The 261-nt window shown below is 34.1% G+C and carries 1 pseudogene; it reads right to left on the bottom strand.

The features are described from left to right. Positions 1-261, bottom strand: a pseudogene (locus tag ACRHNM_RS17140) (hypothetical protein); the annotation flags it as partial.

Raw genomic sequence — 261 nt, 5'->3', positions numbered from 1 at the left:
TAGGCATGATATAAATGGGTAAGAGGTGTTTCGCCACCAGCAATACCTGCTACCAAGGTAATGTTTGTTTTAGAATCGTTACTATGAGTGAATTGTTGAATGGTTCTAAAGTCTAGTTTTGAAAAATTAAAATCACTACCTAAAACAGATTTAAACCCTTGTGTAAATTGAAGTGTAAACTTAGGAAAACCGTCTTTTGTAACCGCAATTTGATCGTCTTTTAGCTCAAACCTACTAAAAGGGCTCCATTGTAAACTTAAT

It is taken from the genome of Psychroserpens mesophilus, assembly GCF_050617655.1.
Taxonomy (GTDB): Bacteria; Bacteroidota; Bacteroidia; order Flavobacteriales; family Flavobacteriaceae; genus Psychroserpens; species Psychroserpens mesophilus_A.
Note: the sequence above shows the minus strand (reverse complement) of the source record. Positions and strands in the feature narration are given on the sequence as shown.